Annotated in this window: 15 protein-coding genes, 4 pseudogenes and 1 riboswitch; of the genes and pseudogenes, 4 read left to right on the top strand and 15 right to left on the bottom strand. The window is 69.5% G+C overall.

Annotation, left to right across the window (positions count from 1 at the left end; translation table 11 throughout):
• Positions 1-124: 124 nt before the first annotated feature.
• Positions 125-679 carry a hypothetical protein gene (locus OH809_RS38025; RefSeq protein WP_406416645.1) on the bottom strand — a complete coding sequence of 185 codons (555 nt, stop codon included), beginning with the start codon at positions 677-679 and terminating at the stop codon, positions 125-127.
• Between the two features lie 260 nt (positions 680-939).
• Between OH809_RS38025 and OH809_RS38020 the strand changes: the two genes are divergently transcribed.
• From OH809_RS38020 to OH809_RS38010, 3 genes are all read left to right on the top strand, one after another.
• On the top strand, positions 940-1599 hold the full coding sequence (locus OH809_RS38020; protein ID WP_406416647.1) for a recombinase family protein: 660 nt from the start codon (positions 940-942) through the stop codon (positions 1597-1599).
• A 238-nt stretch (positions 1600-1837) separates the two neighbouring features.
• Entirely contained in the window at positions 1838-2650 is an 813-nt protein-coding gene (locus OH809_RS38015; protein ID WP_406416649.1) for a phytanoyl-CoA dioxygenase family protein, read from the top strand.
• Positions 2651-2706: 56 nt separating this feature from the next.
• Positions 2707-3573 carry a GyrI-like domain-containing protein gene (locus tag OH809_RS38010; protein ID WP_406416651.1) on the top strand — a complete coding sequence of 289 codons (867 nt, stop codon included), beginning with the start codon at positions 2707-2709 and terminating at the stop codon, positions 3571-3573.
• A 127-nt stretch (positions 3574-3700) separates the two neighbouring features.
• Here the strand turns inward: OH809_RS38010 and OH809_RS38005 are convergent, their stop codons facing one another.
• The 9 genes and pseudogenes from OH809_RS38005 to OH809_RS37965 form a co-directional block, all read right to left on the bottom strand.
• The gene (locus tag OH809_RS38005; protein ID WP_406416653.1) at positions 3701-6592 is read right to left on the bottom strand and encodes a Tn3 family transposase; all 2892 of its coding nucleotides are present in this window, start codon (positions 6590-6592) and stop codon (positions 3701-3703) included.
• Between the two features lie 341 nt (positions 6593-6933).
• A pseudogene (locus tag OH809_RS38000) lies at positions 6934-7114 on the bottom strand (IS5/IS1182 family transposase); the annotation flags it as partial.
• Between the two features lie 75 nt (positions 7115-7189).
• Entirely contained in the window at positions 7190-7531 is a 342-nt protein-coding gene (locus tag OH809_RS37995; protein ID WP_406416655.1) for a DUF6191 domain-containing protein, read from the bottom strand.
• Between the two features lie 109 nt (positions 7532-7640).
• Positions 7641-7769, bottom strand: a pseudogene (locus tag OH809_RS37990) (NAD(P)-dependent alcohol dehydrogenase); the annotation flags it as partial.
• Between the two features lie 80 nt (positions 7770-7849).
• Positions 7850-8614 carry a GNAT family N-acetyltransferase gene (locus OH809_RS37985; protein WP_406416657.1) on the bottom strand — a complete coding sequence of 255 codons (765 nt, stop codon included), beginning with the start codon at positions 8612-8614 and terminating at the stop codon, positions 7850-7852.
• 5 nt (positions 8615-8619) lie between these two features.
• Positions 8620-8922, bottom strand: a pseudogene (locus OH809_RS37980) (alcohol dehydrogenase catalytic domain-containing protein); the annotation flags it as partial.
• A gap of 924 nt (positions 8923-9846) precedes the next feature.
• Positions 9847-10755 carry an NAD(P)-dependent oxidoreductase gene (locus OH809_RS37975; protein WP_406416658.1) on the bottom strand — a complete coding sequence of 303 codons (909 nt, stop codon included), beginning with the start codon at positions 10753-10755 and terminating at the stop codon, positions 9847-9849.
• A 41-nt stretch (positions 10756-10796) separates the two neighbouring features.
• Complete coding sequence (locus OH809_RS37970; protein WP_406416660.1) at positions 10797-11522, bottom strand: adenosylcobinamide amidohydrolase; 726 nt, start codon at positions 11520-11522, stop codon at positions 10797-10799.
• Positions 11519-11716, bottom strand: coding sequence for a hypothetical protein (locus OH809_RS37965; protein WP_406416662.1), 198 nt, complete (start codon positions 11714-11716; stop codon positions 11519-11521). The genes OH809_RS37970 and OH809_RS37965 overlap by 4 nt, the downstream gene beginning before the upstream one ends.
• Positions 11717-11933: 217 nt before the next feature.
• On the opposite strand from OH809_RS37965, the pseudogene OH809_RS37960 reads away from it, so the two are divergent.
• Positions 11934-12254, top strand: a pseudogene (locus tag OH809_RS37960) (PRC-barrel domain-containing protein); the annotation flags it as partial.
• 111 nt (positions 12255-12365) lie between these two features.
• On the opposite strand, the gene OH809_RS37955 reads toward OH809_RS37960, so the two are convergent.
• The 5 genes from OH809_RS37955 to OH809_RS37935 all read right to left on the bottom strand — a co-directional run bounded on the left by OH809_RS37955 (position 12366) and on the right by OH809_RS37935 (position 19849).
• Positions 12366-13160, bottom strand: coding sequence for an ABC transporter ATP-binding protein (locus OH809_RS37955; RefSeq protein WP_406416664.1), 795 nt, complete (start codon positions 13158-13160; stop codon positions 12366-12368).
• A complete protein-coding gene (locus tag OH809_RS37950) occupies positions 13157-14251 on the bottom strand; it encodes a FecCD family ABC transporter permease (RefSeq protein ID WP_406416666.1) in 1095 nt (364 codons plus the stop codon). The genes OH809_RS37955 and OH809_RS37950 overlap by 4 nt, the downstream gene beginning before the upstream one ends.
• Positions 14248-15288, bottom strand: coding sequence for an ABC transporter substrate-binding protein (locus OH809_RS37945; RefSeq protein ID WP_406416668.1), 1041 nt, complete (start codon positions 15286-15288; stop codon positions 14248-14250). Before OH809_RS37945 ends, OH809_RS37950 begins: the two co-directional genes overlap by 4 nt.
• Positions 15289-15350: 62 nt before the next feature.
• A riboswitch (cobalamin riboswitch) is annotated at positions 15351-15539 on the bottom strand.
• 258 nt (positions 15540-15797) lie between these two features.
• Positions 15798-16205 (bottom strand): integrase, encoded by a 408-nt coding sequence (locus OH809_RS37940; RefSeq protein WP_406516118.1) that lies wholly within the window; start codon positions 16203-16205, stop codon positions 15798-15800.
• 203 nt (positions 16206-16408) lie between these two features.
• Positions 16409-19849 carry a LamG domain-containing protein gene (locus OH809_RS37935; protein ID WP_406416672.1) on the bottom strand — a complete coding sequence of 1147 codons (3441 nt, stop codon included), beginning with the start codon at positions 19847-19849 and terminating at the stop codon, positions 16409-16411.
• Between the last annotated feature and the right edge of the window lie 229 nt (positions 19850-20078).

Raw genomic sequence — 20078 nt, 5'->3', positions numbered from 1 at the left:
GGCCGTCCGCCGGTAGACGGCCCTGTCCTCCCGAAGCTGACACCAGACGACATGTAGCTGAGAGTTGCGACTGAGGGCCCGGGATGTTCCCGGGCCCTCAGTCGTGTCGGGCGGAGCGCTCAGGTCACGCGGCCTGTTTGACGGGCGGGAGTTCAGTGTCGAGCCAGGTGATGAAGGCGAGTGCGGAGCCGCCGAAGTGTTCGCGGACGCGGGCCTGGATCGCGCGGAGTTCGTGGCCGGGGACGAAGTCGTGGGTGGTGGTCTCGCCGCAGCCGCATGCGCAGTCGTGGGTGCGGAAGGGGCCTTCTTCGGGGAGGTCGCCGTAGGCGATGCTGTTGCGGGAGGCGTTGTCGAGCGGGTCGAGCTGGTTGATGTACGCGTCGTACATCGGGTGCCCGGGGCCGAGGAGGTCGGCCTCCAGGGCTTTCTTGCGGCCGCGGTCGGTGTCGTGCTCGGTGATGCCGGTGATCTCGGCGACGGCGCGGACGAGGCCCTGGCCGCGATCGGTGATGAGTACGAACCGCTCGCGGCTGATGACCTTCGAGTTGAGGAGCCAGACGCCGCGGCCGGCCTCCATGGCCTCGGCCTCGGTCATGCGGGGGAAGTAGCCGATCGCGCTGCGGCCGAGCGCGTCGTTGGTCACCCGCTCGTAGTCGCCGAGCCGGATCCGGATCGCCATGGTTACCCCTCCAACTTCCTTGACTGCCCTACGCTCTGACACAATTGAACTATTACAGGGCGCCCATGCAAAGTCCAGACCCTTTCATGGGCCGGCGGGAATCGAAGGTTGGGGGACGGTGCGGACGCCCTCAAATAACCATCGTTTTCTGAAGATCGGCCGCTCAAGATCAAAAACACCTCGGGGGCCTTCAAAAACTCCTTCAGAAACTTGGACTCCTCAAGAACCTTCGGACACCGCTTTCTGAGAGGATCGCGGGCATGAACGCGCCCCTGGAGCCGTCCGAACTCCTCGTCGCCTCACCCGCGGTCCTCACCGACATCCGGATCGGGTACGCCCGGGTGTCGACCGGCGGGCAGAAGCTCGACCGCCAGATCGACGCCCTCACCGCTGCAGGCTGCCGCAAGATCTTCGCCGACAAGAAGTCGGGCAAGAACGACCTGCGCCCGGAGCTGAAGGCGTGCCACGCCTTCCTCGACCCCGGCGACACCCTCGTGGTGCCCAGCCTCGACCGGTACGGCCGCTCGCTCCAGGACCTCGTCAACATGGTCGCCGAACTCCGCGAGCGCGGGATCGGCTTTCAGTCCCTCCATGAGGCGCTCGACACAACGACCCCGGGCGGGCGCCTGATCTTCCACGTCTTCGCGGCGCTGGCCGAGTTCATCCGCGAACTCATCGTGGCCGGCACCCACGAGGGCCTGGCCGCCGCCCGCGCCCGGGGCAAGGTCGGCGGGCGGCCGTCGGTCGTCAACGACGACCTCATCCGGGCGGCCCGGGACATGCTGCCCAACCCCGAGAACAGCGTCACCACCATCGCCAAGATCCTCGGCGTCTCGGTCGGCACGCTCTACAACCACATCCCGGACCTCAAGGAGTTGCGGACCTCCCGGGTCCCGCGCCAACTGGAGGGCAGCAAGTGATCCCCGCCTTCCATCGGGCCAAGGGCGGCGCGGCCCAGCTCGGCGTCGCGCCCGGCTTGCCGGGCCCCTTCGGTACATACGAGGAAGAGCGGGTGTAGTTGCGGTACTGGAAGTGCCGCTGAGATTGATCACGGTCGGCTAGGCGGTGCGCCGCCTGACCGCGCTCCGGTGATCACCCGACAAAGGCGGTGCGGAGAATGTCGGGTGATCGGGGCCGGTGTCGCCGCACGATGGGGGCATGGATGACACGACCTTGGTATCCCGTTTCCTCCGCGACGGCTTCGTGAAGTTGGAGGGCGCTGTCGCGCCGCGCGTGGCCGCGGACTGTGCGCGGCTGCTGTGGCGGGAGACGGGCTGCGACCCGGACGATCCGGCGACGTGGACGCGGCCCGTGCACTGGGTGGCCGGCATGGCGCAGGGGCCGTTCGCCGCCGCACCCAACTCCCCGTCCCTGCAGCGCGCGTATGACCTGCTCGTCGGCGCGGGACGCTGGGAGCCGCGCTACTCGCTGGGCACGTTCCCGCTGCGCTTCCCGCACGAGGAGGAACCGGACGACGCGGGCTGGCACATCGAGGGGAGCTATCTGCCGGAGGGCGAGAGCTGGTACTTCACCAATCTGCGCTCCCAGGGCCGGGCGCTGCTGATGCTGTTCCTGTTCAGCGAGGTCGGTGAACAGGACGCCCCGACCCGGATCCGGGTCGGCTCACACCTCGACGTGCCGAAGGTGCTGGAGAAGTACGGGGAGGACGGGGCGAGCGGGCTGACCCTCGCGCCCGATCTGGTGGCGGCGTCCGACCACCGGCCACTCGCCCTCGCCACCGGGTCCCCGGGCGACGTCTTCCTGTGCCATCCGTTCCTGGTGCACGCGGCGCAACCGCACCATGGGGTGCGGCCGCGCTTCATGGCCCAGCCGCCGCTGATGCCGGCCGCGCCGTACGAACTGGAGCGGGCCGACGGCACGTACTCACCCGTGGAGATCGCGATCCGCCGGGGCCTGGGACAGGACACCCCCGGTCCGGACGGGGACGGCACCGGCCGCAACGCAGCGTAAACGTGCCTCACGGCCATCGCAGGCGTGGCCGTGAGGGAAGAGGAAGGAGGCCGGGCATGCTGGAGCGGCTGAACCAGGCCATGGAGCACATCGAGTGCCATCTCGACCAGGCCGTCGACGTGGAGGAGCTGGCACGCCTCGCGGCCACCTCTGAGTACCACCTGCGCCGGATGTTCTCCGCGCTCGCGGGCATACCGCTGTCGGAGTACATCCGACGCCGTCGGCTCACCCTCGCAGGCGCCGAAGTACTCGCGGGACGTGAGACGCTGCTGGAGATCGCGGTGCGCTATGGCTACAGCTCCGGCGAGGCGTTCGCGCGGGCGTTCCGTGCCATGCATGGCATCGGACCGGGCGAGGCCCGGCGTACCGGCGCAGCGCTCAACTCCCAGTCCCGGATGGCCTTCCGCCTCACCATCGAAGGGAGCAGCAGTATGCGCTACCGCATCGTGGACAAGGCGGACTTCACCGTCGTCGGGCTCAAGACCCGGGTACCGCTGGTGCATGCGGGGCCGAACCAGGCGATCATGGACTTTGTCCGTGGGATCGACCCGCAGACCCTGGAGCGCCTGGAGAAACTGTCGGACCAGGAGCCGCACGGCATCGTCGCGGTCTGCGACGACCTGGACCCCAGCCGCGCCGAGGGCACTGAACTCGACTACCACCACGGCGTCATCACCTCTCCGGCCGCTCTGGAGGGCACGACCACGTTGGCCGTCCCGGCCGGCACCTGGGCGGTCTTCACCACCTCCGGGCCGGCACCGCAGGCCATCCAGGAGCTGTGGCGGGACGTGTTCACCGAGTGGTTCCCGTCGAACCCGTACCGCACCCGCACCGGCCCTGAGATCCTGCGCACCCGCCTGTCGCCGGAGAAGACCGAGGCCGACGCCGAACTGTGGCTCCCGGTGGAGCCCGAGCACGGCTGAACAAAGCGGCAGGCCCCGGGGCTGGAGAAGGCCGGGCGCCCGGCCCCCGAGACCTACGCCCCGGCCCTGGTCTGCTACGACGACGACCAGGGCGCCAGCGGCTGGAACCTGCGCCTGACCCGATAGGTCACGCCTCCGTACGGTCCGGTGCCGGTCCTCCGGCACCGGCTTGGGCATCCGGCGCGGCGCGGGGGCCGGGCACGGTGGGCAGCGTGATGTCGAGGTGCGCTGGCAGGATGTCCTGGAGCAGCAGCGTGTTGACATGCACTAATGCGGACAGGAGGAGGTGCAGGGCGAGCATGGACACCTCCTGGCTCTCCTTGTCCGAGCCGGTCAGATCACCGTCCTTGCCGTAGAACAGGTCGTGGTTGGCGAAGTTCCAGTTCTCCACCACCTGCAAGCCGTCGTTGATCTCCCGGCGAAGGTCAGCATCGGCGAGATAGTCACAGATGAACGCCGTCCGCACAGCCCGCCCGAGTTCCTCGATCGCCTGGTAGGTGGGGTGCTTGGGGCCACCACGGGTGAAACGGCGCAGGACCTGCTCGGCCTCCGCCGTCCCGAGGCGGAGCGCGGTGGTGTACTTGACGATCTGGTCGTACTGCTGGCGGATCAGCTCCCAGTTGATCGTCTTGCTGGAGAGCACCGGCGCCAGGTGCGGCCACTTTGCGTCCTCCCCGGTCGCCGGCCGGTACAGCCGCGCGGAGCCGACGTTCTTCAGCCGGGGCAGCAGGTTGAAGCCGAGCATGTGGGCGAACGCGAACCCGACGATGGACGCGCCGTGCGTGTCGGTGTACTGCCGGTCGATCTCCACGTCGGTGCAGTGCCGCAGCACGCCCTCGATCATCGCCGCGACCTCGGACGCGGAGCAGTTCTTGAGCTGGCTGTAGACGCACAGCGACTTCTTCTCGACATGCCAATAGATCATGACGCCGGGGCCGCGGTAGCGCTGGTGCCACTCGGTCATGAAGTTGGACGACCAGGAGCCGAACTTCTTGGAGCCGGAGGCGCACGCGGTCCCCTCGCCCCACCAGGCCGCATCACGGGCCGCGAAGGTGGCGTTGACCATGCGCACCAGCGCCGAGCGCAGGTTGGTGCGGTTGACGAACAGGTGCCGCACCCGGCGCAGTACAGCCTCCGATTCACCGTGCTTGTCGGTGACCGCGACCCGCTTGATGCCCATGTTGGTGCCGAGCGCAAACAGCACGAGCAGCAGTCGGCGCCGCAGGACCGCCTTGGGCACCGCCTCGCGGGTGGCGACCGAGGTGAAGTCGGAGGTGAAGCCGGTGGCGAACTCGGCCTCCTTGAGGATGTCGATCAGGTCGATGGTGCCCCACCTGCGCTCGATCTCCGCCTTCAGCGCGGTGAGGTTTTCCGGCTCCTCCTGCTTGCCCTGCGGCGACACCTTGATCCACGGCTCGCCGTGCTTCTTCACGATCTCCACCCCGCCCGTGGTGCCCAGCTCCAGCGCCGTATCGAAGCGGGTCAGCGCGTCGCGCAGCCGCTTCTCCAGCGCGTCGGTGAACGCGGTGGCGTCCAGCGGCTGGCGGATCGCGTCGTAGTGCACATCGCGGTTGTCCTCAAAGTCCGGCGGCAGATCGTCCTCGGGGTTGCGCCACCGGTTCGCCCCGGCCACCCAGATCTCCCGCCGCCGCAGCGCGTCCCGCAGGGCGACCAGCACGCACAGCTCGTACGGGATGCGCTCGACCCGGCCCTTGTCGTCGACGACCGCCTTGCGCCACTCATCCCGCACCACCCCCGCCAGCGGTATCTTCTCCGCCTCGTCGAAGTAGGCGCCCTCCTTGGCGATGGGTTGGTCCAGGTACCGCTTGAGCAGGTCGATCGCGTCCATCACCGGCCGGTAGGCGGTGTTGTTGCACTTCAGCTCCAACGCGCCCAGCAGCGGCGAGAGCATCCGGCGCCAGTGGTTGGAGTACGACGAACGCAGCACGGTCCGCACCCGGGCCCGGTAGCGGGCCTCGTTCGCCGCGGCCTCCGCGGCAAGCGCCTTCAGCGTGGACTCCCCGGCCACCGGATAGATCACCTTGCGGACAGTTCCGCCCGGCTCCGCGACCGCCGCCTCCGCCAGCCGCAACAGGATGCCCTCCTTGCCCCGGACCCGCTTCAGCTCCTTGGTGAACTCGTTCTCGACCTTCTTCTCCGCCCGCGTGTTGATCTTCTGCACCAGCTGGATGAACAGCTCCACCAACGAGTCGGCGATCTCCGTCTCCCGCACATGGCACAGCGTCGACAGCAGCGTGTACCGCACCGGAGGCGCAGCCGCCCGCAGGTCCGAGGGATACTCCTTCGCCGCCCGCGCCCGCCACACGGCCACCAGCTTCTCCGACACGTCCCCGAACAGCTCCGGCGGCAACTCCAACCCGCGCACCCGCTGGAGCTTGTTCACCTCCGCCAGCAGACTGTCCAGCCCGAGCGCCCCCGGGTCGGCCTTCAACTCGGTGAAGAACGTCCCACCACCGCCCGTACTCTCGCCGCTGCTCTCCTCGCCGTCGCCACCGTCCTCGGAGATCAGGTCGTCCAGCCGGGACCGTGTCGCCGCCGACAGCCGTCCCACCGTCGTCGCGCAGAACCGTTCCTCGAAGGTGTTGACCGCCGAGCCCACCAGCCGCGCCACAGCGTTGCGGAAGCACTCGACCTGCTCGGCTTGGGTGAGCAGATTGGAAATGGTGTTGTAGACGAGGTAGACGAGCGTGTACTTCCCAGGGGCCACGGAAGTCGCCATGTCACCGACGATCACGGGGATGGTCGCTTCGTCCGCCTTGGTTCGCAGTTGATCGACCATCGGAAGCGACAACTCGATACCAGTGACAGGGACTCCTCGCTCGACGAGCGGTACGGCCACCCGGCCGGTCCCGATGGCGAACTCAAGCGCTGCTCCGCCGCCTGCGAGCTCAGCGAGGCGGTCCACGGTCGGCCCCAAGAGCTCGGGCGCGAACATGCCTGTGCCGGGCGTGTCATAGCGCTGGGCAGCATCGCCGTCCCAGATCTCCTCTTGCTGCATGCCGCCAACGTTCGTCGCCGGCCTCTGCGATGTCCAGTGATTTTGTGGCATTGCCGGCGTAGGACCCGGACCGGCTGGGCGACCTTGGGCGGCAGTGGAGCAGTTGGCCGTCGAGGCCGAGAGCCACAGCCGTGCCGCCGTCGATCACGTGCCGCACCGTGAGTTCGAGCAGACGGGACAACCGTCAGTTGAACGTCGAGCCGAGCTGCGCGCGTCGAGACCGTGCCGAGCGTGCCCGCGCCGAAGGTGAACGAACCGGTCGGCGTGACCCCGGAGGAGGTCGACTCGTCGGCGCGCCCGGCGAGAACGCCGACGCCGTTGTCCCGGGACAGCACACCTGGGCGACTGTTGGCGTCGATCACGACCTGCAGGTTCGTCGAGTACCGATAGTTCCTGCTGGAGGCGGAAATGCTGCGGTCGCGGGTCGGCACCAGGGAGCCGTCCACGATCTGCACCGGGTCCTCGCGCGGTCGGCGGGGCCGGTGAGATCGCCAACCGAGTTGCCAGGTGGTCCACTCCACGTCGGATCATCCGCTGCGATCACCCGCGCCCATGCCCCATCGCCGCCCCAACGGTCACACCCGTACGGGACAGCCTTCAGAGCGTGCGGGGGCCCTGCGAGGGGGTGGCCGCTGCGAGACGGATGACGGCGCGGCCGATGTCGAGGTCGACGGTGGAGCGGTTCGGCGGGGCGCCGTCCTCCTCGTCGTCACGGAGCAGCAGGGCGCTCTGGCGCTCCTTGAGTTCGCTCTGCTTGCCCGGCGAGAAGGTCGCGTGCAGCTGCTCGAATCCGGTAGCCGACACCTGGCCCTGGCGCGCGCCGTTGCGCCACGGCAGCACCCCCGCCCGCCCGGCGCGCAGCATCAGCTGGTCGACAAACGCGACCAGAGTCAGCCCGATCACCAGTCCGGGCAGCGTCATCAGTGCGACGAATTCCATCGGGCCAGTATCGCCGAAGCACCTGGCGTACGCATCGCTCCGGAGCACAAGAGTGCGGGCCGTCGCCCATCGGCGACGGCCCGCATTCCCCCCTGTACCGCTGGAGAAGTCAGCCGTTGGGGAGGTTGACCGCGCGGCCGTTGGTCTTGCCGTGGTGCCGCCTCTCGTACGCCGGCGGCGCCTCGTCCAGGGTGTAGGTCTCGACGTGGACCTCGACCGATCCGGCGCGAGCCAGGTCCGGAAGTCCCGGGCCGAAGGTTCCGCGACACCAGCCGCAGGACCTCCGTCACCCGGCAGGGAGGAGAGACGGCTCACACGTCAGTGCAGGGCTGCCACCTGCGCGCCACCCGTACCACCGGTGCGCCCGGACTCCAGCAGCCGGCGCGGTACGACGGCAGAGAGGAACGACGTCCGGCGGCGGAGCCGGAAGCCCAGGGACTCGTAGAGCCTGATCGCGTTCGTGTTGGTCGCGGAGGCATGCAGGAACGGGATGTCGCCGCGCTCCCTGATCTCGTGCGCGACGGCGAGCACGAGCCGGCCGGCGAATCCCTGGCCCCGTACGGACTCGTCGGTGCAGACACCGCTGATCTCGCTGTAGCCGGTCGGGTGCAGCCGCTCCCCGGCCATCGCGACGAGTGCCCCTTCGCGCCGGATGCCGAGGTAGGTGCCGAGCTCGACGGTGCGCGGCAGGAACGGTCCGGGGCGGGTGCGTTCGACCAGCGCGAGCATCTCCGGCACATCTGCCGGACCCAGGCGGACGGCCTCCGGATCCGGGGCTGCTGCAAGTCCGGCATCGACCAGCTGGACGCCCTCGGCGTGAAAGGTGATCTCCCAGTCGCCGGGCGGCGGTTCGCGCAGGGCGGTGAGGGTGAGGGATGCGCCGGGCCCGGCGAGGGCGGCGGCGTCGGCCCAGTCGTCGGCGTCCGGGATGTCCGGAAGCGCGAGCCAGGGCGCCACATCGGTGGGGTAGCGCAGGACGCGGCCCCGGCGTTCGGCGAAGTGGGCGTGCGGTCCGGCCAGCGAGGCGCGGGCCGGGTTGTCCAGCGGGTGCCCGGACCGAGTGGTGGGATGCGGGGCGCTCATGCGGCGTACTCCGCGTACCCACCGCTCAGCGGGTTGCCGAAGACGGCGTCTCCGACTTCGAACCCCTCGGCACCGGGGCCGGCCCGCTCGACGGTCCCGGCCACCTCGCTGCCGAACACGGCGGGGAACCCCGGCGCCGTGCTGCCGGGCCGGGTGTACCCGTTGCGGAGCTTCCAGTCGACGGGGTTCACTCCGGCCGCCCGGACCGCGACCAGGAGCTCCCCGGGCCCAGGGGTCGGTGCCTCCTGCTCGACGAATGCTTCCACCTCAGGTCCGCCGTTGCGGGTGAATACGTACGCCTTGGGCATGAGCTCCCTCGCTCCGGTTCATGGCATCGGCTGTCGGCACCGCCACCGTGGGCTACAGCAGCGAAAAGTCCATTCGGCATGCACGTATTCCCGGGGCCGGAGTGTTCGCAGGGCCGCAATGAATCCGGATCGAGCGGCATAGGGTTGGACCGACGCCGTCGTACGCCGCTGGGCCGATCTGCTGCTCGCGCTGCCGGCCCTGCTCGTCACGATCGTCGTCGCGAATGCATCGGCATCGTCGGCGAGTCCGGCAGTGGCAAGTCCCTGGCCATGCGCGCCGTGGGGGGGACTGCTGCCGTCCGGGACCTCGGTCACGGGCGGGGCCGTACGGATCGACGGCGGGGAGGTCCTGACCTTGCACCGCGCGAGCGGCACGCCCTGCGGGGCCGAAGCGTCACGCTGCTGATGCAGGGCCCGTTCACGATGCTCCATCCGCAGCTGACTTGTGGGCGTCAGATCGCCGACGGGCCGGATACCCGCGCGACTGACCCGCCCCGCTGCCCGGTCCGGAATCGATTTCGACTCAACTGCCCAACGATACGGACCGGTCGCGCCGCATTCGGCCGACTCCTGTGGCAGTCTGATAGTGACCGTCCCACCGGGCTCCCCCGTACCGGTGGGGCGGTTCTGTGCTCTCCCGCTCCTCACCTGAGCGGTTGTGACGCCGGATCACGAACATTCCCGGCCAGTCACGCCGATTGGCCGGATCGACTCGCTCTTTCACGCATGGGCGCCCCTGCCGGAGGCAGGCGCATACACCTCATGGCCTACGACCAGGGGAGCGTGACGAGATGACGGCGCACAGAGCGCGGACGGCCGGGGCAGACGCCCCGGACATGACCGGGTCGGGCCGCGCACCACGTTCCTGGCGTGCGCCGGGGCCACGGAGCGCGTGGCCCCGGCGCACGCCGCGACCGGGGACGGTCAGTCGTCGTCCTTCTCCGCAGGGCGGCCCGCGAAGTAGGTGGCGATCATGTCCTCGCCGCCGTGTCCCGCCTCCTCCGCACGCGTGAACCGGTTCGCCGACGCGGCGACGAGATCCAGCGTCACCCCGGTCTGTTCGGCGGCCGCAAGGATGAGGCGGGTGTCCTTGAGCGCGGTGGACAGGGTGAAGCTCGGGGTGAGGTCGCCGGAGAGGACCGCGGCGGACTTGCCCTGGAGATACGCCGAATCCAGCGGGCCGCCCTTCATCACGTCGAGGAACGATTGCGGGTCGATGCCCAGCCCCTCCGCGAGGTTCAGGCACTCGGCGATGCTGCTCACCATGTTGATCACCCAGGTGTTGACCACGAGCTTCAGCCGCGAGGCGGCGCCCGGTGTTTCGCCGACCCAGACCGTGCGCTGTCCGATCGCGTTCAGCACAGGGTTCACCGACGGGCGGACGGCGGACGGACCGGAGACGAAGACCGTCAACGCACCCTGTTCCGCGGGCTGCTTGGTACCCGCAACCGGGGCGTCAAGATATGCGAGCCCCAAGTCCGCCGCCCTCTGGGAGAGTTCGGTGGTGGCGTCGATCCCGACGGTGGAGCTCTGCAGCAGGACCTGGCCGCGTTGCACCCCGGGCGCCGCGGCGGTGAGCGCGGCGGCCACGGAGAGTCCGTCGTTCAGCATCGTCAGAATGACGTCGGCGCCGCGTACGGCTTCCTCCGCCGTTTCGGTGACCGTGGCGCCGTCGGCGGCGAGGGGGGCCGCCTTGGCCTGCGTACGGTTCCAGGCTCGGACGTCGAGTCCGGCGCGGAGCAGGCTCCGGGCCATGCCGGATCCCATGATCCCGGTGCCGAGGACGGCCACGGTCGGCCGCTCGGGGATGGAGTTGGCAGGGGTGGACGTCATGAGAGCAAGGGTCCCTTCGTCGGCGCGTGGGCGGTGCGAGGTCAAGGGTGCCGCAGTGCGCCCTCCCGTACGGCGGTGTGCACGGCTCGGGCGAGTCGCGATCCCCACGTCGAGCGCGGGCCCGCGAACGGTTCCCCGGCCGCGCCGGGTCCAGGCTCCGGTGAGGCGATGCACACCGCGTCCGTGGGGGTGCCGGAGCAGTCGAGTCCGGCGTCCAGAAGCGCCTGGACCTTCGCCTCGGTGGCGGTCGCGACGGCATTGACCAGAGCGGCGTCGGAAAGGGCCACGGGGACGGTCACGACGATGTTCACCGTGCCCGGCGGCAGCGGCCCGGCGTGTCCCGCGGCCGGGTCGGCGGCCCAGCCCCGTACGCCCAGACCGCTGGTGGCGGTCGCGGTCACGCCCTCGTCGTCGGCGACGGTGTACGCGGTGACATCGGCCGCGGTCATCAGTCCGGCACCGGGACCGGTGAGCGCTTCGGCGGCGGCGATCTCGGCGAGGTGCCGGTCAGGGTCGAGGCGCGGATAACCACCGGGCACCTGGGCGTTGAGGATCCACTCGCGCATCCCGATGCCGCCGCCGAGTACGGCGCTGCTGCACACCCGCCAGCCGGGTCCGAGCCGCCAGACGAGGTGGTGCAGGGCGAGACCGTCCTCCTGCCGGGTCAGCAGCTCGCCCCGTTGTCCGGGTGGGCGGACGCGTACGGAACGAATGGTGCACCCCCGATGGCACGGCAGGACGACGGTCGGAAACGGCCTGTCGATCATATGCGGCAGGGGCGGCGCGGCTCCGTGCGGATGAAGCTCAGCGGGATGCGGCCGATGAGCATCGCCACGAGCGCGCCGACCACGGACGCGTTGGCGCAGATGCCGAGCTTGGAGACCATGTCGATGCCGATGACTGAGGTGCGGCCGGCGCGCCGTTCGGCCGGACCGCCCGAGGTAGCCGTCCGCGATCCCACGTACGCCTCCACACCGCCACGACCTCACTCGAACGGCCCAACGCCGGGTCTGTGCCCCCACCACCGGCATCGCACGCCGCCGCCCCGGACGCGACGGGCCACCGTTCCGGGCCGGGAAGTTGCATCGCCCATCCGGGTGAGGCTCGATGGAAGCCGGACGTGCCTTCCTCGGTGGAGCTGCCCACAGGACGCGCGCCCGGGCGAGGAGGGACCGGTCATGGGAGCCGCTGACGGTTTCACGGATGCCAAGGAGCTCGACGGCCTGACGGTGTACGACCCCAGGGGCGAGAAGGTCGGCACCGTGGGGCGGGTGTATCTCGACGACGCCACCGGCAGACCGGACTGGATCACGGTGAAGACCGGCCTGTTCGGCATGAAGGAGAGTTTCGTGCCTCTGGAGGGCGCTCGCCGGGTGGGCTCCGATCTGCACATCCCCCATCCGAAGGACCGCGTGAAAGCCGCCCCGAGGGTGGACGCGGATGCGCATCTCTCCGTCTCCGAGGAGGAGGAGCTCTACCGTCACTACGGCCTCACCAGGTGAGTTCCACGGCCGGTCCCGGTGACCGGGCAGGCTCGGCTCCCGGCAGCGGACAGGCCAGGGGCGGGCCCGCACCGTGCTGGGTTCCGCCTCCTGCTTCCGTACGTCCGGCTACTCCGCCCGTCCGGGCAGAAACCGCACCGAGGGCCGCCCGTCCGGGCCGTCCTGGGTGACCACCGCCCGTACCTGGTACACATCCGCGATGAGTTCCTCGGTGATCACCTCCGCCGGGGTACCGCCGGCCACCACCCGCCCCTCCTTCATGACGACGATCCGGTCGCAGAACATCGCGGCCAGATTGAGGTCGTGCAGGGCGATGACGCCGGTGACGGGCAGCGAGGTGACCAGGGACAGCAGCTCCAGTTGGTGCTGGATGTCGAGATGGTTCGTCGGCTCGTCCAGCAGCAGTTCACGCGGCTGCTGCGCCAGTGCGCGGGCGATCTGGACACGCTGGCGCTCGCCCCCGGAGAGCGTGTGCCAGGACTGGTCGCTGCGTTCGGCGAGTCCGGTGCGTTCCAGCGCCTCGCGTACCGCTTCGTCGTCCGCGCGGCTGGGCGCGGACCAGGCACGGCGGTGCGGAATGCGGCCGAGCCCGACGACGTCCCGGACGCGCAGCTCGACCTGGGTGTCGGCGTGCTGGTCGACCACGGCGACCCGCTGCGCGACGGTGCGCCGGCCGATTGCGGCGAGCGGTTCGCCGTCGAGCGTCACCACGCCCGCCGCCGGCGCGAGGACCCCCGAGAGCACCCGCAGCAGCGTGGACTTGCCCGACCCGTTGGGCCCGAGGAGTCCGACGGTCGCGCCGGGCGGGGGGACGAGGGAGACCCCGTCGAGCACGAGACGGCCGCCCGCCTCCCGGGAGACACGCTGGGCGCGCAGACCTGCGGCGGTGCCGATGGATGTCATGTGGTCCTCCGGGTGCGGTACAGGACCGATACGAACGCGGGTACGCCGATGAGGGCGGTGACGACGCCCACCGGCACCTCCTGCGGATCGAGGACGGTCCGGGCGAGCGTGTCGACCCAGACCAGGAACACCGCCCCGGCCAGCGCGGTGACCGGTAGCAGCCGCCGGTGCCCGGAGCCGGTGAGCGCCCGGGCGGCATGGGGCAGCACCAGCCCGACGAAGCCGATGGCGCCCGCTGAGCTGACGAGCGCGGCGGTCAGCAGCGCGGTCGTGCAGAGCAGCACGATCCGGGTGCGGCCGACATCGACTCCCAGGGCGGCGGCCGCGTCCTGACCGAAGGCGAAGGCGTCGAGCGTACGGGCGTGGCCCAGACAGATCAGCAGGGTCACGACGAGCACGGTGAAGCAGACCCAGACATCGGTCCAGCCGACCCCGCTGAGCGAGCCGAGCAACCAGAACAGCACGCCTCGGGTCTGCTCGGCGTCGGCCGAGGTCATCACCACGAAGGAGGTCAGCGCGGAGAACAGCTGCATGGCCGCGACGCCGGAGAGGACGACCCGGTCCGTCGTGCCGCCGAGGGTGTGGCTGAGCAGCAGCACGAGGGCGAACGAGCAGAGCGCCCCGATGAACGCCCCGGTCGAGATCGACACCGCTCCCCCGCCCACCCCGAGTACGACGACCACGACCGCGCCCGTCGACGCCCCGGAGGAGACGCCGAGGACGAACGGGTCGGCGAGCGGATTGCGGAGGAGGGACTGCATGACCGTGCCGCACACCGCGAGCCCGGCGCCGCACACGGCGGCGAGCAGAGTACGGGGCATGCGCAGGTTCCAGATGATGCCGTCCCGGATCGGGGTGAGCCGCGAATCGCCCACCCCGAGATGGGCTGCCACCGCGGACCAGACGTCGGCGACGGAGATCCGGGCGGGGCCGATGGTGAGGGCGACGGCGACGGACAGCGCGAGCAGGGCGACGCCCGCGGCCCACAGCACACCGTCGCGCAGCCCCCGTGCGCCACCGTCCCTGCGGTGCGTATCGGTTCCGGGTGCCTGCTCCGTACGTACCGCTGCGACCCGTTCGGTGTCCGTCACCCGGCGAGCCCGAACGTCCACAGCCCGGCGGCGACCTGTTCCAGACCCTCGACCGTCCGGATGGACGGGTTCATGGCCTGGCCGCTGAGCAGCACGTACCGCTTGTGCTTGACAGCGTCCATGTTCTTCGTCGCGGGATTGGACTCCAGGAACTCGATCTTCTTCGCGGCGCTCTCGGCAGTCTGTGCCTTGCGTGTCAGATCGCCGATGACGAGGACGTCGGGGTTGCGGTCGGCGACGGTCTCCCAGCTGATCTGCGGCCATTCCTCATGGGTGTCGTCGAAGACGTTCTTCGCTCCGAGCTCCCTGGTGATGACGCCGGGTGCGCCGCAGCAGCCCGCCAGGTACGGGGCCTTGGAGTCGGAGAACCAGTAGAGGAGAGTGGTGTCGGAGGCGTCGATGCCGTCGGTGGCCTTCTTCACCCGCTCCCGCAGCCGGGCGACGAGCTCGTCGCCGCGCTGCTGGACGCCGAACACCGCGGCGAGGTCGCGCACTTCGCCGTAGACGCTGTCCATGGTCAGTGCTTGGGTACGCGCTCCGTCGCCGCCGCCGCTGTTGTCCTTGCCGGTGCAGTCGGCGGGCGACACGTAGGTGGGGACACCGAGCTCCTCGAACTGTTCGCGGGGGGCGACGCCGCCCTTGGCGAGGGTCGATTCGAACGAGGCGCTGACGAAGTCGGGTTCCTGGCCGAGGACCTTCTCCGACGACGGCCGGTTCTCCGAGAGGCGTGGCACCTTCGCGTTGGCTTTCTCCAGTCCCTTCATCACCGGGTCGGTCCAGGTGGCTGTGGCCGCCAGCCGGTCGGCGAGGCCGAGGGAGAGCAGGATCTCCGTCGATCCCTGGTCGACGGAGACGGCGTGGTGCGGTGCGGCTTCGACGGTGACGGTGCGGCCGCAGTTCCTGAGCGTCACCGGATAGCCTTCGCCACCAGCCGACTTGGCCGTGGAGTTGTCGGTCCCTCCGCCGCACGCGGTCAGCAGGAGGAGTGCCGCCGAGAGCAGGGCGGCGGCGCGGGCAGGGCTGGCTATGGATGGCACGGAGTCCCTCTGCGTCTCAGGGCTCATGCGCGGAGCCCGCTGTACGGAGTGCTGCCGCCCGGTACCGGGCGGCAGGTGCCAGCAGGTCTTCGGACTCGGGTTCCTTCGAACGGGACGCCTTCCCAGGACACCCGTGGATGTCCCAGTGGCCGTGGCCCCGCCCGTCCCCCTCACCGCTGCGCGTCAGCTCCGGATTCGCACCGGATTCCCTGACCCCTACGTGGAGTTTGACTGGCTTTGGCAAGCTATCACGCTGCCCCGCGCGGCTCGTCGGCGGTGCGGTGGGGCCGAAGGCGCCCCGGCCGTCCCGCCCCGGCATGCTGCGCCCCCTGCCTAAGGGTCGGTGAGTCGACCTGAGGCGCGGGGCCAGGATTGCTCCTGGTCCGTTTCCTCAGGCCGCTCTCCGAACCCGCCGTGCGGCTCACACCGCAACGGGCTCTCCACGGAATCTGCCGTCAGGCTGTGGCCGGGACCAGCTCGCGCCTCTGGCCGACCCGAACGTCAGAAGCCTATCCGCGGCCCGAATCCAACGCCGACAAGCCGTCGCTGGCCTGATCAATGAATACCGCCGAGCCGCCTGAGCACCCGGCAACGCTGCAGGTCACAGGCTGTGCAGCCATTCTGGGCCGGTGCGCCCACTTTGCCGCGATGAAGTTGCGGTGCCAGGCCAACAGCGTGCCGGGAGTGACCGGGAAGACCCTCCGCCAGCGGTGACGAGGTATCAGGCTGGAAAGCGCCGCCAACCACAACCGGTCCGCCGACTCGTAGCGGAACGGGCCAGCGATCTGACGGCGCAGGACCTCATTCTCGTGCCGCAGCACGAGCACCTCGGCGGCCTTCGATGTGTTGTTGCGCAGCAGTGCCCCGGGGACGGACAACAACTTGCAAGCCACCTTGTACAGCAGCGAAACGATCACACCGGCATGGTGCCAGTCGAACCTGGCCCACCGCTGCCACCTGCAGAGATGACTTTCCGAGCCCCACACCTCCCTCGCACCGGCCCCGACCGGGGTCGACAGCGACGAGATCGACACCGCCCTGAGTCTTCAGCACACGCCTGGCCGCCGTTGACCCCACCCGCGGGTTGCCGACCCCGATCGAGGTCGGCAACCTGTCAGGGTCACTCCGCGGTGATGGACAACCCCGTCGACGAACTGGTGATGGTGTGGCTGACGCCCTTGAACATCACTCCGGACAGTGTTCCGTTGAACCCGCGCGACATCGTGGCGTCCTGCAATGCCGTCGTCGAGCCGTTCGGTGTGTAGCCGAACAGGTCGCTGATGATGACGTCAGCGAACTTGCCTCCGCAGATTTCGTTGTACGTCATGACCAGCTCCGCGGGGACCCCTACGGCCGGGACGGTTGAGGCGGCCCCGAAGACCAGCGCCTTCCCGAATCCGGTCTTGCCCGTCGACCAGGTCGTGGCGTCGCCGGTCGGGATCGCCGTCCCGGTGGTCGCCTCGGTGGTCGATGAGCCGGTGCCCTCGTCGAAGGGCAGGCGCAGGGTCATGGCCGGGTCGGCGATGGACTCGTTGGCCACACCGCCGCTGTACTTCGACGTGACTTCGGTGGCAGTCAGCGCGCGGTCGTAGACGCGGGCTTCGTTGATGGTGCCGACGAACGTGCGGGTGTCGTCGCCGCCCTTGCTGGTGCCGCCGACGAGCACCGCCACGCCGGTCGAGGGGGTCAGCGCGCCGGTGAGGGTTCGGGAGGCGCGTTCCACCCCGTCGATGTAGATCTTCATGGTGGCGCCGTCATACACGCCGGCGACGTGGTGCCACCCGCCGGTGGGGACGGTGGCGGTCGTTTCCAGGTTTGTCCAAGTTCCGCCGACGGCGATGCCGAAGGAGATGCGGCCACCTGCGCGGCCGCGCAGGGCGTAGCCCTTGTTGCCCTGGTCCTCGGTGTCCTTGGCTATGATGCTCCGCCAGCTCGTCTTGGGCCAGCTCGTGGCGTTGACCCAGGCCGATACGGTCAGCGTCTGCTCGGGGTTGAGTTTCGCCGAGTCCGCGGTGGTCACGACGGAGCCGTTGTTGGTGGGGACCCGCAGGACAAGGGCGGGGTCCTGCGTTCCCGCCGTCGCAGTGGTCCCTTGATACGCGGCGGTGATCTCGGCGGCGGACAGCGCCCGCGTGTGGACGCGGGGCTCATCGATGCTTCCGACGAACTTGCGGGTGTCGTCGGAGGGACAGTTGCCGATGGCGACGGGCGTGCTGGAGGCGGTCAGGGAGCCGGTCTGGCTTCGCGTGGCCTGCTCGACTCCATCGATGTAGATCTTCATCGTGGCGCCGTCGTACACGCCGGCCACGTGGTGCCATCCCGAGGTCGGCACCGTCGCGGTCGTTTGCACGTCTGCCCAGTTTCCGCCGACGGTGATGGCGAAGGAGAGGCGGCCACCCGCCCCGCCGCGCAGGACGTAGCCCCCGTTGCCTTGGGCCCAGGTGTCCTTGGCGATGATGCTGCCCCGCCAGATCTCCTTCGGCCAACTGCTGGCGTTGACCCACGCGGACACCGTCAACGCCTGCGCCGGGTTGAGGCTCGCCCGGTCGGGCACCAAGACGCTGGTGCTGGGGTATGTCAGCTGGTGCGCCTGGCTGAACGGGCCCTTGCTGGTCACGTTCGAGAACTTGGTGAACTGGTTCAGCAGGCCGGCGTAGTCGCCGAACCGGGCGAAGGTCTGTGAGGTCAGGGCAGGCCAGGAGTCGTAGGCGCCGGACGTTCCGTGATCAACCCGATCGACCGGCGCCTGGGAGTCGCGGAAGGACAGTGCCCGCATCCAGTCGCCGTCGAGCAGTTCATCGGTGACGAACTTCTTCATCTCGGTCTTCTGCGTGCTGGTGAGCTTGTCGGCCAGGAGGTTCGCCCCGATTGCGAAGTCGAGGACGGTGCGGACCGCGACCAGGCTCCCGTCGGCGTGCCTGCAGTTCCAGACGCCCTCACCCGGGGCATACAGGGCGAGGACCTCAGGCAGCAGCGTGTCCGCGGAGGAACGCAGGCTCGTGGCCGTCGTGGTGTCGCCCGCCGCCTCTTGCCAGGCAGCGGCCTGGTTCATCATCCAGACGTTCGCCGCGTTGAACGACGCGACCTGGTTGGTGTACTTCGGCAGGACTTCGAGCAGGTTGTGGTTTTCACCGTAGTCGGCCAGCTTTCCGCCCGCGGGCACCAGCGACTTCCAGTGCGTCGAGTTGTCGGTCAGACGTTGCAGAACGGTCTTGCTGTTCACGGTTTCCTGCAGGTAGGCGAGGTCGCCGCTGTAGTTCACGTAGTTGAGGGTGGTGGAGAAGACGGTGAGGTCGTTCGCCGAGTACCACGGCCCGACGGTTCCGCCCTGGATCCACTCGACGGCGTAGCAGCCGTAGATGTCCTTGGACATCCAGGTCTTGGTGATGGTCCGTAGCACCGTCGGATCAAGCAGCGACAGGATGACGGAGGCGTAGGACGTGTCCCAGAAGTAGGTGACGGTCGGCGCGTACTCGGGGGCGGCGGTGACGTAGACCCGGTCGAGGCCGGAGAAGGTTCCGGTCCGGCCAAGGACGGTGTTGAACGCGGGCCCGAGGTTGGTGCGCTCGACGGTGAGCACCGAGAGAACGCTCATGTAGTAGAGGCGCGCGATCGCGTTGCCGGTCGCGGTGTTCTCCGGAGTCAGGACCGGCAGAGAACCGGTGAAGTGCGTGTTTTTGGAGGTGAAGGCCTGAGTCCACCTGGTCGACCATCCGGTGGCGGCGGCGGTGAAGACGGACGTGAAATTCTCCAGGGTGGCGTTGGCCGCGTCGACCACGTTCTGACCGTCCGACACGGCAACCAGGGCTTGACCGGTCGACGTGTCGCCGACGGCCATGACGATGGTCAGCGTCTTGGCCGCGCCCGCGGCAAGGGTCAGGTCCCACGAGGCGGTGCCGCTCGATCCGGACGCGGTGAGCGTCGCCGCGGGACTCACCGCGAAGACGGTCACCGCAGGGCTCGATTTGTCGGAGACCATGACGTTCGCAGCCGGGGCGCCCACCGTCTGTCCGGTGAAGTTATTGTCGCCGGGCCGCGGAACGCCCCAGGACCAGCCAGACGTCCTCTTGCGGATGCGGGGGTTCAGATTCACTGACAGCGTGGTCGTGACCTGTGTCGCGGTCGGGTTGGAGACCGTCACCTGGAGCAGGAGCTGGTTGGCCTCGAAGGCCAGCCGGGTCGCGGTCTGGACGGTCAGCCCCTTGGCCGTGGTGGCCTTGCGGAGGATCTCGTAGGCCGACCAACGCGAGCTGGTCGTGGTGAGCCCGGCGCCGTCCACCGTGAGGTCGCACGACGAACCGCCCTGAGCGTACGGCGGAAGCGTGAAGTTCGTGAAGCCGAGCACGTTCTGGCTGACGTTGATGCCGCCCCAGAAGTTGCTGATGGCGGGCAGGTGCCTGAGAGCCGACGGCGCCAGCCAGTCGCTGGTCAGCGCATCCAGCGCCGGGGCGGTTCCGGGAGTCGCTTTGGCCAGTGCGGCAGGGAGTAGCGGAGCGGCGAACGCGCCGGCTGCCAGGGCTGACGACCACCTGAGAAAGGTACGACGACTTGTTTCACTCATTGCGGGTACTCCTGTGGCTCGGTTGCCCCCGAGGAGGATGAGTGCCTGGGCCGCGGACTGGTGGCCCGGCCTTTGGTGACGAGGAATCTCGGCCGAGCAGAGCTCGGCCGAGGCGGTGCCGGCATCAGGTGGCCACCCGCCCGGGCCCTGCAACGGCGCCGGGGCAGGTGGCGGGTTGTCGTGGGCGTAAGCGGTGCCCTTCTCGGGGACTGTGGTTCCTGTTTTCGGT

The organism is Streptomyces sp. NBC_00873 (assembly GCF_045207415.1).
Lineage (GTDB): Bacteria > Actinomycetota > Actinomycetes > Streptomycetales > Streptomycetaceae > Streptomyces.
This window is presented reverse-complemented; position numbering and strand designations above follow the sequence as displayed.